General features: G+C 57.6%; 1 protein-coding gene. It reads left to right on the top strand.

What is annotated here, in order from left to right:
* Positions 1–337, top strand: a 337-nt coding sequence (locus AC1RPQ_RS08230; protein WP_481762299.1) for a hypothetical protein, incomplete at both ends; no start/stop codon positions are given.

The raw sequence follows: 337 nt of genomic DNA, 5'->3' as shown, positions 1-337 counted from the left end.
GATGCGCATCTGCACGAAAGGCAATCTGGCGGTGGTGTTTCTCGACTTCCGCATCACGAAGGCCGAAGCTCAACAGATGACGACCACAGAGTGGAGCGCGCTGCGTGAGATCGACATCTATCCGATGCTGCATCAATGGATGCACGCAGGTTTTGGTGAGCGCGGCACGACTCCGGTCGCGGCCTTCCCCATTTCGAAGATCGCTCACACGCTGGCACATCACCACGTGGAGAATGCGCGCGTCAACGAGCATCTGATTTCGATCGGCCCGAACGGAAAGCCCTATTACATTCCGCGCTCGATTCCGATTGAGCAGGTCATCGAGTACGAAGAGCGC

The organism is Dellaglioa sp. CoH-57-MRSF-21, assembly GCF_056781915.1.
The sequence above is the reverse complement of the archived record's forward strand: the minus strand, read 5'-3'. Positions and strand labels throughout refer to the sequence as shown.